This is a genomic window from Bacteroidia bacterium, assembly GCA_027493955.1.
GTDB lineage: Bacteria > Bacteroidota > Ignavibacteria > SZUA-365 > SZUA-365 > JAOSJT01.
The window spans coordinates 4,394,273-4,407,492 of the sequence record JAOSJT010000001.1 but is presented as its reverse complement, the minus strand read 5'-3'; the positions used below and the strand labels follow the sequence as shown (position 1 = coordinate 4,407,492).

Annotated in this window: 12 protein-coding genes; 1 reads left to right on the top strand and 11 read right to left on the bottom strand. The window is 57.6% G+C overall.

Annotation, left to right across the window (positions count from 1 at the left end):
* Genes mraY through mraZ form a run of 7 tightly spaced genes read right to left on the bottom strand, consistent with a single transcriptional unit; the run spans window position 1 to window position 8,051 of the window.
* Entirely contained in the window at window positions 1-1,110 is a 1,110-nt protein-coding gene (gene mraY, locus M5R41_16810) for a phospho-N-acetylmuramoyl-pentapeptide-transferase (protein ID MCZ7558064.1), read from the bottom strand.
* A complete protein-coding gene (murF, locus tag M5R41_16805; protein MCZ7558063.1) occupies window positions 1,107-2,543 on the bottom strand; it encodes a UDP-N-acetylmuramoyl-tripeptide--D-alanyl-D-alanine ligase in 1,437 nt (478 codons plus the stop codon). The genes mraY and murF overlap by 4 nt, the downstream gene beginning before the upstream one ends.
* Window positions 2,540-4,090, bottom strand: coding sequence for a UDP-N-acetylmuramoyl-L-alanyl-D-glutamate--2,6-diaminopimelate ligase (locus M5R41_16800; GenBank protein ID MCZ7558062.1), 1,551 nt, complete (start codon window positions 4,088-4,090; stop codon window positions 2,540-2,542). The genes murF and M5R41_16800 overlap by 4 nt, the downstream gene beginning before the upstream one ends.
* Before the next feature lie 7 nt (window positions 4,091-4,097).
* Window positions 4,098-6,269, bottom strand: coding sequence for a penicillin-binding transpeptidase domain-containing protein (locus M5R41_16795; GenBank protein MCZ7558061.1), 2,172 nt, complete (start codon window positions 6,267-6,269; stop codon window positions 4,098-4,100).
* 9 nt (window positions 6,270-6,278) lie between these two features.
* A complete protein-coding gene (locus M5R41_16790; GenBank protein MCZ7558060.1) occupies window positions 6,279-6,650 on the bottom strand; it encodes a hypothetical protein in 372 nt (123 codons plus the stop codon).
* A 4-nt stretch (window positions 6,651-6,654) separates the two neighbouring features.
* Complete coding sequence (gene rsmH, locus M5R41_16785) at window positions 6,655-7,602, bottom strand: 16S rRNA (cytosine(1402)-N(4))-methyltransferase RsmH (GenBank protein MCZ7558059.1); 948 nt, start codon at window positions 7,600-7,602, stop codon at window positions 6,655-6,657.
* On the bottom strand, window positions 7,599-8,051 hold the full coding sequence (mraZ, locus tag M5R41_16780) for a division/cell wall cluster transcriptional repressor MraZ (protein MCZ7558058.1): 453 nt from the start codon (window positions 8,049-8,051) through the stop codon (window positions 7,599-7,601). The genes rsmH and mraZ overlap by 4 nt, the downstream gene beginning before the upstream one ends.
* Before the next feature lie 479 nt (window positions 8,052-8,530).
* Here mraZ and M5R41_16775 point away from each other — a divergent pair, with 479 nt between their 5' ends.
* Window positions 8,531-9,451: a sodium:calcium antiporter gene (locus tag M5R41_16775; protein ID MCZ7558057.1), complete on the top strand. Its 921-nt coding sequence runs from the start codon at window positions 8,531-8,533 to the stop codon at window positions 9,449-9,451.
* An 8-nt stretch (window positions 9,452-9,459) separates the two neighbouring features.
* Here the strand turns inward: M5R41_16775 and M5R41_16770 are convergent, their stop codons facing one another.
* The 4 genes from M5R41_16770 to secF all read right to left on the bottom strand — a co-directional run bounded on the left by M5R41_16770 (window position 9,460) and on the right by secF (window position 13,208).
* Complete coding sequence (locus M5R41_16770) at window positions 9,460-10,539, bottom strand: DUF1611 domain-containing protein (protein ID MCZ7558056.1); 1,080 nt, start codon at window positions 10,537-10,539, stop codon at window positions 9,460-9,462.
* Between the two features lie 23 nt (window positions 10,540-10,562).
* The gene (locus M5R41_16765) at window positions 10,563-11,849 is read right to left on the bottom strand and encodes an adenylosuccinate synthase (GenBank protein ID MCZ7558055.1); all 1,287 of its coding nucleotides are present in this window, start codon (window positions 11,847-11,849) and stop codon (window positions 10,563-10,565) included.
* Between the two features lie 87 nt (window positions 11,850-11,936).
* Window positions 11,937-12,278, bottom strand: coding sequence for an STAS domain-containing protein (locus M5R41_16760; protein ID MCZ7558054.1), 342 nt, complete (start codon window positions 12,276-12,278; stop codon window positions 11,937-11,939).
* 12 nt (window positions 12,279-12,290) lie between these two features.
* Window positions 12,291-13,208, bottom strand: coding sequence for a protein translocase subunit SecF (gene secF, locus M5R41_16755; protein ID MCZ7558053.1), 918 nt, complete (start codon window positions 13,206-13,208; stop codon window positions 12,291-12,293).
* Between the last annotated feature and the right edge of the window lie 12 nt (window positions 13,209-13,220).

The window sequence follows — 13,220 nt, the reverse complement described above, 5'->3', positions numbered from 1 at the left end:
TCATCGTACCTTGAATGTTGCCAGACTCAGAATGGTGAGGATGATCGCCACGATATAGAACCGCGTCACGATCTTGGGTTCAGGCCAGCCGAGCAATTCGAAATGGTGATGGATGGGTGCCATGCGGAATATTCGCTTGCCCTGTCCATATTTCTTTTTCGTGTACTTGAAATAGGCCTTCTGTATCAGCACTGATACCGTTTCGGCAAAAAAGATGCCGCCGAGGATAGGCAGAAGCAGCTCTTTCTTGATCATGACCATCAGCACACCCATGGCACCGCCCAGGGCGAGCGATCCGGTGTCGCCCATGAATACCTGCGCCGGATAGGCATTGTACCAGAGGAAACCCAGCCCCGCACCGATAACCGCGGCGCTGAACACGGCAAGTTCACCGCTCCTCGGGAGATAGACGATGTTCAGGTAATTCGAGAAATCCACACGACCGCTCGCATAGCTGATGATCGCGATGGCGATAAAGGCGATGGAGATGGTACCGATGGCGAGGCCATCCAGGCCATCCGTCAGATTCACCGCGTTCGATGTCGCGACGATGACGAGGATGATCATCGGGATGTAGAACCAGGTGTAGTCAAGCAACAGATTTTTGAAAAACGGCACGTTCGTAGCCGATCTGCCTGCCTCAAATTCCGGGGAGAAATACAACACGGCACCGACGATAAGTCCCACGACAATCTGTCCGACGATTTTGTACTCGCCAATAAGACCTTTTGGGTACTTTTTTACCACTTTGAGGTAATCGTCGATGAAGCCGACGCCTCCGAGCAGCACGGTTGCGACCAGAATCAGCCACACATAGGTGTTGTGCAGCTGGCCCCACAACAGCACAGGCATGATGATAGATCCGAGCACGATGAGTCCGCCCATCGTGGGCGTCCCGGCCTTGACGCGATGTGTTTCCGGAGCTTCGAGCTTGGCCGCTTCTCCGATCTGCCGGCGCTTGAGCAGCCGAATGATTCGTGGGCCGAGAAACCAGCTGATGAGCAACGCGGTGATTGCGGCGGCGGCGGCACGGAAGGTGATGAAGCGGAACACGTCGAAGCCCGGCGGGCTGAAGTGCGTGTTGATGTAATCGAAGAGGTAGTACATCATGCTGTTTGTGCCTCATCGCTGGTGAATTCGCGAACGATGACTTCCACTATTTCTTCCATGCGCATGCCGCGCGATCCCTTGACGAGTACCGCGTCTCCGTCGGTGAGCAACGCGCTGAGGTTGCCGGCCAATTCCGCCTTATCGGTGAAATGCAGAGCCAACACAGGGAAGCCCGTTTCCATTGCTTTCTGTAGTGCACCGCGCTGTATACCGCGCGCGAGTTTCCCGAAGGTGAGCACATACGGAATGCGGGCTTCCACCACTGCCGCTCCTATGCGCTCATGCTCCGTGCGCGCGTCGGCGCCGAGCTCCAGCATGTCGCCGAGAACCGCGCAGCGGCGGCCCGCGATGCGTATACCGCGCAGGACGTCCAGTGCCGCGAGTACGGAATCAGGATTCGCGTTGTAGCTGTCATTGATCACCAGCACCCCTCCGACGCGGTGCGTCTGCAGGCGTTTGTCCACCGGTGCCACGCTCTCAAGAGCCATCTTCATCTTCGATACGGGGCAGCCGAAGGCGAAGCCCACTGCGACGGCCGCAGCGGCGTTGAGCGCGGAATGCCTGCCCACGGATTGCAGACGCAGAGTAAGCGGCTTCGACATAAAGCGCGGTGCAACGATGCGGGCGATCGCGCGTCCGTCCGCGTCGAGTCGTACATTCTCGAGTCGCACATCCGCCTTGCGACGCGTGCCGAAGCTGATACGCGGCACACGCCGGGGCACAGCGGCGCTGAGCAGATCTTCATCCGCATTGAGAATGGCGGTGCCACTGGAAGGAAGCGCAGCGAACAGTGCGCTTTTTTCCGCGGCGATGCCTTCGCGTGAGAGCAGTTTTTCGATATGCGCGCGGCCGATATTCGTGATCACGCCATGTGTCGGGCGGGCGATGTCGCACAACCAGGCGATGTCTCCCGGTTGATTTGTCCCCATTTCCGTCACCACCACCTGATGCTCCGCTGTCAGGCGCAGTAACGTTGCCGGCAGGCCGATATGATTGTTGAGATTTCCCTCGGTGTGCAGGACGCGGTAACGTGTGCGCAGCACCGCCGCAACCATTTCCTTGCTCCCGGTTTTCCCGTTGCTTCCGGTGATGCCCACCACTGGTACATCGAAGGATGCGCGATGCATCTTCGCGATACCGCCGTAGGCTTTCATGGTATCCGCCACGACAATGAGCGGCAGGTCGCGCACCGAATCCCTGTGCTTGCGCCACCACCGGTTCTCCACAACACAGGCCAGCGCGCCCCGACGCAACACATCGGGCACAAAGTCATGCGCGTCGGTACGGCTGCCACGGAACGCGACAAAAACGACTTCCGGGCCTGCCTCGCGCGAATCCGTCACGACACGCGTCGGAACGTGCTCAGCAATAGCGTCGCAGTTGCGCAGCACGGCAGTCGGGAGCGCGGCAAAATCGCCGATGCGAAGCGTCATTGCACACCTCCGCGTCGGGCTTCGAAATAGGCGCGAACCACTTCACTGTCATCGAAATGCCGCTTCGTGGTCCCGATGATCTGATAATTTTCATGGCCTTTACCCGCCACGAGCACGATGTCTCCGGGGCGTGCGAGCTTGAGCGCCTGATGGATCGCGGCTTTTCGCCCGCTGCGTACCATCACTTCGCGGCCTGGCTGCACACCGGCGTACACCGCTGCGATAATCGCCGCGGGATCTTCGGTGCGCGGGTTGTCGGACGTGATGATCGCCAGATCGCTCATGGACGATGCCACAGCCCCCATATACGGTCGCTTCCCCTTGTCGCGGTCGCCGCCGCAGCCGAACACCGTAATCACGCGGCCAGCGCCGACCAATGCGCGGGCCGTCTGCAGGGCTTTCGCGAGTGAATCCGGTGTATGGGAATAGTCCACAATCGCGGCGACGCCGTCAGCGGACAGGATACGCTCGAAGCGACCGGGTACACGTTTTACCGATTGAATTCCGCGGCGGGCAATTTCCGGATCAATACCCAGTAACACCGCCGCGGCGAAGGCTGCGGTAAGATTGTAGGCGTTGAACGCACCCACTAACGAGGAGCGCAATTTCCACGATGCACCCGCATGCTCGATGGTGAGGGAAGTTCCCTTCGCTGTCACCTCGATGTCGCGCATACGAAACGCTGGCTTCCCATGCTGACCGTACAGCTTGCCCCTCCTGCCCAGCGGGGCGCGCAGATGCGACGAAACGGGATCGTCGGCATTCAGGAGGCCGACACCGCGCGTATGGGCGCTGAACAGCAAGCCCTTTGCATCGCGATAGGCATCCATATCGCCGTGGAAATCCAGATGGTCCTGGGTGAGATTGGTAAAAACGGAGACATCAAACGAAATGCCGTGTACGCGCTTGAGAGCCAGTGCATGCGAGGACACTTCCATCACTGCGGATTTGCATCCGGCCTTGCGCATGTCACGAAACATGCGGTGCAGGTCTTCCGCAGGCGGTGTGGTGTAGGTCGCCGGCAGAACGGTATCCCCTATGCGGTATTCGACCGTCCCGATCATTCCGGGAGAAAGTTTGGCAGCTCTGAGGGCGCCTTGCAAAAGCCAGGAGATGGTGGTCTTCCCGTTGGTGCCGGTGATACCGATGAGCTTCAGATCCCGTGATGGTGAATCGTAGTAGCGATCCGCCAGCACCGCCACCGCTTCGCGCGTATCGTGCACAATCGCTACCGTACTCCCGTTGTGCTGGCAGTACGCCGGCGTAAGCAGATCTTTCAGCCCTTCTTCGTACTGGCGCAATTGCACGACAACGCACACCGCCCCGGCCTCGATCGCGCGCTGCACGAAGCGATGTCCATCCACATGTTCCCCTTCCACCGCGGCAAATACTGATCCGCGGGACACCCTACGCGAGTCCGTGGTGATATTCGCCACGGCGGCATCCTGGGGACCATAGATCTGCACCGCAGCGATATCGCTGACGATGTCCGACAGGCGGCAGCCCGTGGCAAAAGCGTGCAGATTTGTTGCGACCTGATTGAACACGGCGTTCTCAGTACAGATTGGCGGAAATGACTTCTGCGTCCGCATTGATGGTACAGCGGGACCCGGATGGGACCATCTCTCCGGGTTCGGGATACTGGGCACGGACAATGCCGCTGCCCATGGGACTCGGCGTGAGCTGCATGCTCTTCATGTAGGCCATGGCCTGGCGCAGCGACATACCGATAACGTTCGGAACACGCACCATGGCGCCGGCCTGCTCCTGCTTGGCAGGCCGCATGTGCAGCGTGACGATACTGCGGCGACGCACCATACGGTCGTCTGACGGACTCTGGGATGCGACGCGCTCGCCCTTACCTGTGAGGTGCATATTCAGTCCGTGTGCTTTGAGCAGAGCTTCCGCCACGTCGCGGTTCATCCCGCGCACGTTCGGTACGCGTACCTGATCGTTGCCTTTGAACGAGGCATAGAGCGGTTCGGGCCGCTTTGCAAATTCGCTGGACGAATTGATGATGCGCATGGCGATGTTGCGGAATATCGGTCCCGCCGTCGTTCCCCCGTAGTAACCGCGCGAGGGAGCATCGAGAATGACGAGGATCAGCACCTTGGGATCTTCGACGGGGAAAAATCCCACGAAGGAGGCCACATGGGACTTGTTCGAGTAGGACCCGTTCACCAGACGCTGCGACGTTCCGGTTTTTCCACCGATACTTACGCCCTCGATGCTGGCCAGACGCGCGGTGCCGCTGTCCACCACGCCCTTCATGAAGCTTCGCATGATGTGCGAGGTTTCGGGCGAAACGACACGGCGTACCACTTGCGGTGTATTTTCTTCCACGATATTACGATTCTCATCGAGCAGCCATTTACGAATAAAGGGCCGCATCAGCACGCCGTCATTGGCGATCGCCGCGTACGCGCAGGCGATCTGCAAGGAGGTGACGGCAAGACCGTAGCCGAACGCCAGAAGGTTGAGCGTTGTGCCGTCCCAGTTCAGCGGTTTCTTTAAATCGCCGGAAATTTCGCCGGGGAGTTCAATGCCAGTTTTGACGCCGAAGCCGTAATTTCGCGCATACTTGTAGAAGCGTTCGTCGCCCAGTTTGTTAGCCAGTTTTGCACTGACGATGTTGGAGCTGTGCTCAAAGGCGCCGCGAAGGGTGAGTTGTGCGTACGGATGATCGTCAACAATCGGCTTGAGCTTCGGGTTGTACACCCATCGTCCGTTTTCCGCGTTGATGACATCGTCCGGCTCGTACAACCCTTCGTTCAGCGCGGCGCTCATGGCAACGATTTTGAAAGTGGAGCCCGGTTCGTAAAGATCCGTCACGGCACGATTGCGGGCTTTCTCCGGCGTGTACTCCTGAAGTTTGTTGGGATCGATACTCGGATAGTTTGCCATGGCGAGAATTTCGCCTGTTCTGGGTTGCAACACGATGCATCGGCCCGATTCGGCGGCGTAGAGTTCCACTCCTTTCGACAGCTCTTCTTCGGCGATGGACTGGTACACCTGCGAGATGGTGAGCACCACACTGCGTCCGTTCACCGGTTCCACTTTCGGATAATCCACTTCAGGCCTGCGCGACCCGCGGGCATCGCGTTGATACACGATAAAACCTTCATGGCCCGAGAGCTCTCTGTCCATTTCGAGTTCTATACCGCTTTGCCCTTTGTTATCCACATTGGTGTAGCCGATCAGCGGCCCGGCGAGTGCCTGGAAGTTGTAGCGACGTCTGGGTGAAGGGCGGAGTTTCACGCCATAGTAATCCCACCCCTTGAGTGTTGCGGCGGCTTCTTCCGGAAGTCGTTTCTGCACGACCACATAGCGCCGTGTGGTATCCGACAACAGGGAGCGAATCTCCCTGAGCGGCCGGTTGAGAGCAGCGGAGATGACGCGGGCCACGGAATCGCGATCCTCTATCACTGCGGGATCGACCGCCAGCAGATACTCGGTCACATTGGATGCGAGTATGGAGAGATTGCGGTCGAGAATGAGGCCGCGCATGGGCTTGATACTCTCCCTGCTCTCGTACTGTATGCGTGCAAGCTCCTGCAGTTTTTCGGAATCCCGCACCTGGATGACGAAGAGCTTCATAGCGACGGCAATGAATCCGGCAATGAACAACACCATCAGCATATACATACGTACCGAACTCTGCTGGCGCTGCAGCAGACGGTATTCTTCATTCTTGCTGGTGTTGTAATTGAACGGTTCCAACGTCACCTGTGCGCGTTACCTGGATTGCTGGTTCTGTATCCCGTACACCGTGAGGGAGTACGGTTGTTGATTCGCGTGAACGAGGCCGAGACGCTCGACAGCGATGTGCTGTACGCGGTTGTAGCTTGAGAGCATATTGATCTCTGCCCGCAGATTCTCGCGTTCCTGCAGCAGAAGTTGCTCGGTTTTTTCCACGTCGATTTGCTGCATCATGAGTCCGTCAACTGCGACGACGTTTGATATATACAGCGTGATCAGGACGGCGAAGCCGACAAGCATCATGACCAGCGTGAACGTGGTGAGTCCACGACTGCGCCTGCGACGCGGCGCCGCTTGCTCATATTCCAAAGGCACGTCCTGCACCGCCGTGGCGAAAACAGGATTCATGCGTTTACGCGTGAATCTTTTCGCCTGCGCGAAGACGGGCGCTTCTGGCTCGTTGATTTCTACGTATCTCATCTTCGTCTGCCTCTTTCTGCTTCGTCGTCAGTATTCGTACTCTTGCGGTTTTGCCGCACACACACACCGGCAGTCCGGGCGGGCAGATACAGCTCGCGGCTTCTGCCCGTAAAAAGTGCTTCACTCTGCGATCTTCGAGCGAATGATAGGAAATGATCACCAAGCGCCCGCCGATCGTGAGCATGTCCAAGGCATCGCGCAGAGTATGCTCGAGCACCCGGAGCTCGTCGTTCACCGCTATACGCAAGGCCTGAAACACTCGCGCGAGAGTTTTTGTGACATGTGCCGGAGAAACCGCCTTCATGATGATATCGCGCAACTCCGCCGTATTTTCTATGCGTCGTACCGCTGCCTCGCGGATGATCGCTCTGGCGATGCGTCTGCTGTGACGCTCTTCGCCCCAGGAGAACAAAATCTCAGCCAGTTCCTCTTCTGTGGACGATGCGATGATGTCGGCTGCGGTTGTACGCATATCCTGATTCATTCTCATGTCCAGGGGGCCGTCCGCGCGAAAGCTGAACCCCCTGCGGGCTTCGTCTATCTGATGCGACGACACTCCGAGATCGAGCAGAAGACCGTCAATGGACGCGACGCCGCGCTGAGCAAGCTCTTGCTTTAGATGGACCACATTGCTGTGGATGAGCGTCATGCGGGGGTCCTGGTGGAACCGTAACCGCGAGTGTTCAAGTGCTTCGAGATCCTGGTCAAAACCGTACACGGTAGCCGTGGGTCCGAGCCGCCTCAATACTTCGCTACTGTGACCTCCTCCGCCGAGCGTGCCATCAACGTATACGCCGGTGGGATTTCCGATGAGGAGATCAACCGCCGGATGAAGCAACACCGGTATGTGATATCCGGTCTCTCCATCTGGCTCACTCACGCGCCCCCCATCACGCGGGCGGCAACGGCCTCGTAGGTCTGCTCCGCGTGCCGGTCATAGTAGGCCTTGAAGTTCTCGGGGCTCCAGAGTTCGATTTTATCAAGTGCGCCGATGATGATCACATTGCCGCTGATTCCGGCGAATTCCATGAGATCCTGCGGAATGGTGATGCGGGACTGCTTGTCCAGACTGGTTTCCTGCGCCCACATCATGACGGTACGGACGTACAGGCGGTGATCGTCCTCGTGTCTGTTCGTTTTGTTGCGAAGTTGCTGTTCGAATTCATTCCACATGTCCAACGGGAATAAATCGAGACTGATGTCATACCCCCGCGTGATAACAAAGGAATCCTGTGCCTCGGGCGACAGATTTTTCCGTAGCTTGGCAGGGAGGTTCACACGACCCTTGTCGTCTACGGCGTATTCATATTTTCCTTTGAAACCAGCCATATATCTGAGACATAATAGTTTACCACTATTCCCCACTCCAACCCACTTTACCCCAAAATTGTGAATTTGCTGATCAGAATCAAGCGCTTTTCTCCCACAGCACGAAAAAAAATTCAGTGCCTCCCTCTTTCTTCGAAATTAATCTGTTTTGAAGGATTTTCACGATAGTTTCGTGTGTGTTATCCGCTCCTTCGCGGTCAGATACTTCCCGTTTTTCTCGCTTCTTTATCTCCCACAATCCCCCACGCCGGATTTCGCTCCGACGCGTTGACTGGCCCCGTCTTGCAGGCCGCGAAGGGGTGGGAAGTACCGCGCCGCGACGCCCGTCAATGCCGCGCTCGTTTTCGCCGCCGCCGCCATGAGACGGATTGCCCGTATCCCGTCTATCGGTACACATTTTTTCCGACGCTGAAAATTCCCATTTTATTCGGGGACGGAGGCTGTAACGCCTCGATATTGTTCACAGCCCCAAACTACTCGTGCACGAAATCCTGCATGTCGCCATAATCACGCTTTCCATACTCGCGCTCTGGCAGGGCGCGGTCTGGACCGTCACCTCGGCTGCGCGTCTGGCACGACGCTTCGGCGTGTCCGAACTCGTTATCGGACTGACCGTGGTGGCCATCGGAACGTCCGCACCCGAATTTGCGGTGAGTATCGGAGCGGCAGTGAAAGGACACCCCGACCTGGCTATCGCCAATGTTGTCGGGTCGAATATTTTCAATCTCGGATTCATCCTTGGTATCGTACTCCTCGTGCGCACAGTGCCGACAACGCGAACGATGGTGTTCCGCGACGGCATCATGCTGAGCGGTACCGGAACCCTGCTCCTGGTATTTCTCTCGGATCACCAGCTTGGCTCGTTCGAGGGTGCGATTCTCCTCGCACTGCTGCTGGGATACATCCTGCTGCTGTATCTGAAAAGGGATGTGGCTCGTGAAGAACTTCCCGCCGGCGATTTCCACTGGTGGGACGTACCGATGGTACTTCTCGGCATCACATGCATTGTGCTCGGCGCGCATTTTCTCGTTGCTTCCTCAACCGTGTTGGCGCGGGCTGCCGGTATATCGGAATGGACGATCGGCATTTCCATCGTGGCGGTGGGGACTTCTATGCCGGAATTCGTGACCTCTTTTGTCGCAATACTGCGCAAGCGTCAGGGCATTTCCATCGGCAATCTGATCGGGAGCGACGTGTTCAATCTGCTCGGCGTCCTGGGTGTGGCCGCGGTGCTCCGTCCCCTGAACGCGAGCGATGACGCGCTTCTGCACGTCGCCGTGCTCGCGGCCTTCATGCTCGTGATTCTCATGATGATGCGTACCGGCTGGAAGCTCAGCCGCGTGGAGGGGGCTCTGCTGCTGACGATTACGGTGTTCCGCTGGCTGCTTCATCTCCGCTGACGCAGAGGTCAGACGCGATCATGAATTTCACTGTGGGAATGCGGCAACAACAATTTGTTGTACTTGGAAAAGTACTCGAGAAGCGTATCCACCAGGCCGGCGGATGACTCGCGCAGGGGATCCACGGCCAACAAGCCGGTACGCTCCTGCGTCCCGGTGACGGCGAGCCGATAGTCTTCCTTGTTCATGTCCATCGAATTAAGCCCGATGCCCACAACATTGGCATGTTTGAAGACGCCGAGCATGGTTTCGTGCAGAGCGATGACGCGTTCCAGTTCCGGAAGCGGCAGGCCGTAACCGTCTGTCTCCCGCGAGGGCTGGTGACAAAGGACCATCGCATCCGGCATGGCGCCGACGAGCAAGCCGTGCGCGATCGGGCTGTTTCCGCAGTTGGTGAGAGCTCCCTGTCCTTCGACAATCGCGTACTCGTAGCCCTCGTTCGCCGCCTTGTCAATCTCGAATTCCACCGCGCCGGTGAGGAAATCACTGGAAATGTCCTCCACCGACACACCGCGTCCGCTGATCAGAATACCTGTCGGTCCGGTACCAATCATGGCGGCGCGCAGACCGCGTTTCAGCATCTCACGGTAGATCATCAGCGCGGTTGTCATTTTCCCGGTGTTGGAATCGGTCCCGATGGTCAGTATCGTGTTAATAGTACGCCGACGCCAGCTTCCCTGCGCCCGGATGAGATGACTCATGGACACATGATGCAGGTCATGAATGCGCACCGAGTGCTCGTGAGACAAGGCGCCGAATTCGGCGTCGTGGGCCAGGCGCTGGCGCAGACCGCTCACCACATGGAGGCCGGCGGAAAGTCCCTCGCGGATGATGGCGCGCCAGGAATCCGGCAGTTGGCCGCCGATGGGAGTGATGCCGATAAGCATGGAATCCGGCGAAAACGCCATCGCCTCTTCCAGCGAATGGACGATCGGCGTGTCTCCGCCGAAACCAATGACTTCCTGCGTGCTGGAGCGCTCCTTGGTACTGTCTATCACCGCGACGATTCGTTCCGGAATATACAGAAGCGCGGCGATGACCATGCGGAGCCCGATGGAACTCAACCGCCCTTCGGCGAGCAGAACCATCCTCTCAGTATGCGGATCGAGCATCACCATGCGGGGGTACCGGTCGGGAAGAGAATCTGCGACCGCTCGGGACCGACGGAGACGCATGCGATACGTGCACCGATGCGCTCCTGCAGCGCGTCTATGTACGTGCGTGTCGCAGCCGGGAGATCTGCGAAAGAACGCACCGCGGAAATATCTTCTTCCCATCCTTCGAAAGTTTCGTACACGGGTCGCATGCGCTCCAGAGTTTTGAGATTCGTCTGAAATCGTGTCGTGGTTTTCCCGTCGTATTCGTAGGCGACGCAGACCTTCACCTCCGGGAGGCCGCTCAGCACATCCAGCTTGGTCATGGCAACCGCATCGATGCCGTTGAGCATGATCGAATATTTCATCGCTACGGCGTCGAACCAGCCGCAGCGCCTGCGACGTCCGGTAGTCGAACCGTACTCATGTCCTTTGACCAGCAAATGCTCGCCCGCTGCGTCATCCAGTTCGGTGGGATAGGGCCCGTGCCCGACGCGCGTCGTGTACGCCTTCATCACGCCGATGACGGAGTCGATGGCAGTCGGCGGGATACCGAGACCAATGGTTGCGCCGCCGCTGACAGGGCTCGAAGATGTGACGAAGGGATACGTGCCATGGTCGATATCGAGCAAAGCACCCTGCGCACCCTCGCAGAGAACGCTTTTCCCCTGGCGAATGGCGTCGTTGAGGAAGAAAGCCGTATCCGTTACGTACTCGTCAATAAGAGAGTCGAAGCGCTGATATTCTTCGAGGATATGCTCGACATCGAGTTCCTCCGCGTCGTAAATTTTTCTGATGATCTGATTTTTTTCCTCGATGTTGCGCCTGATGCGCTCCTCGAGAATCTCGTGATCGAGCAGATCCACGATACGTATACCGACACGCGCGGCTTTGTCGTAATACGCGGGGCCGATACCGCGTCCGGTGGTCCCGATGGGCACCTGCCCTTTTTCGTACAGCTGATCGAGAATCTTGTGATAGGGCATGATCATGTGCGCGTTATGGCTGATCTTGAGCCGGCCCTTGAGCGAAACACCTGCGGCTTCGAGCAGCGCGATTTCGGTCATGAGCGCAACGGGATCGATGACCACACCGTTGCCGATAACGGTGGTCACGTGTTCATGAAAGATTCCCGAAGGGATGAGGTGCAGTACATGCTTCCTGTCGCCGATTTCAATAGTATGGCCGGCATTGGCTCCGCCCTGGTAACGTGCGACGATGTCAATATCCTTGCTGAGAATATCGACGAGTTTTCCCTTGCCTTCATCGCCCCACTGGGCACCGACAACGACGCGGACGGACATAGCGTTGCTCCTGCTTACGTAAAAAGTATGCGGCCCCCCGGTGTCTCCCGGGAGGCCGAAAAGAAGTATCGCTGCATTCTGCCGGGATCAGGACGCGAAGCTTGCGACAGCGTCGTCCACACTCGCAAAAGGCGAGAACACAGTATGCAGTTTGGTGATCTCGATGAGCTTGCGGACGTTCTCGTTCACGGCCGCCAGTTTGAGTTCACCGCCATTATTGGCCATCGTGGTATAGCCGCCGATGAGCATCCCCAAGCCCGAACTGTTCATGAGCGTCACATTGCCCAGATCCAGAACGACGTTTTTCTTTCCGTTGTCGATCAGGCGGTGCAGCGTCTCGTTGAGAGCGCTGGCTTCCGGCCCGCCAAGTATGGCGCCCTGAAGCGCCAGGACAACGACGTTGCCGAATTCGGTTGTCGGGATGTTCATACTCCGTCTTCCTTAGAAGGTTATTTTTGCGTTCCGTGCCTTGGCCCAATCCAGCGTCAGCGCACTTGCGACGAAAATGCTGGAATAGGAGCCGGTGATAATACCGATGACCATGGTGAAGGCGAAGCCGCGTGTCGGCTCTCCGCCAAGGAAGAGCAGCGCGAGCATGGTGACCATGGTGGTCGCGCTGGTAAGGATCGTTCGCGCCATGGTGGTGTTGATGCTCTTGTTCATCAACGGCTCAAGGGGAGACGTCTTGAACAGCTTCAGATTCTCACGCACACGGTCGAACACGATAACGGTATCGTTGATGGAATACCCCACGAGGGTAAGAAACGCGGCCACCATCGCCTGGTCAAACTCCAGATTCAATCCCGGTATCAAACCGGTACAGATGGACACAATGCCCAGCGTCAGCAACACGTCATGGAACAGTGCGGCCACGGCGCCCACTGCAAAGATGAATTTGAAGCGGAAGCCGATGTACACCAGAATTCCGATGAGCGCCACGAAAATGGCGATAACGGCATCCCGACGTATCTCGGCACCGATTTTTGCTTCGACACGGTTTTCCTGCAGTACCTCGATCTGCTCCGTGAAGGCCTTATCGAGTGTGACCTTGATCTGGTCGCTGATCTTCGAGCCCTCTCCCTTCAATTCGGTGCGGACGATGTAATCCGTCTCGCCGCCGAAGGACTTGATTTCCACGCTGCCGAGATCCGCGTTGCGCATGATACCGCGCAATTCGCCGATCTCTACGGCACGGGGAAAGCGCACGACGACTTCGGTGCCACCTTTGAAATCGAGACCGAATTCCAGCCCCTTGAACACGATCGATGCTATTCCGGCAACGATCACCGCGGCGGATACGAGGTAGAAAAGATTCCTCTTCCCGAGAAAATCGATGTTAAGATCTTTGAAGATTCTCATTGTATGCTTTTT